This window comes from Aliamphritea spongicola, assembly GCF_017051665.1.
GTDB classification, from domain to species: domain Bacteria; phylum Pseudomonadota; class Gammaproteobacteria; order Pseudomonadales; family Balneatricaceae; genus Amphritea; species Amphritea spongicola.
The window spans coordinates 1-284 of record NZ_JAFIDL010000124.1 but is presented as its reverse complement, the minus strand read 5'-3'; the positions used below and the strand labels follow the sequence as shown (position 1 = coordinate 284).

The 284-nt window shown below is 71.5% G+C and carries 1 protein-coding gene; it reads right to left on the bottom strand.

Features of this window, described 5'->3' with window-relative positions:
* The coding region (locus JYB63_RS23770; protein ID WP_509149426.1) for a CDP-alcohol phosphatidyltransferase family protein at nt 1-270 on the bottom strand (270 nt) is incomplete at its 3' end.
* Nucleotides 271-284: the final 14 nt, after the last annotated feature.

Here is a 284-nt window from a genome sequence, read left to right as displayed (position 1 = left end):
CGGGCGGTGCAGGTAGTACGCGATCGCGACGCCCGTGTGGATCAGCGGTGTGCGGAACGCATCGACGACGTGATCGAGCCATTCGCCGGCCGGTGCCGCGGATCTCGTCAGGCGCGCGACTTGCCCGTCCGCCGAGTCGAGGACGTAACCGGCCGCCAGGAGGATCGCGGCGGCAACGCCGACAGCGAGGCTGAGTGGGACGAACACGAGCACGGCGATGCCGGCGACCGTGAGCGCCGCGCTGAGGAACGTGACGGCGTTCGGGGTCACCCCCCACGCAGCGG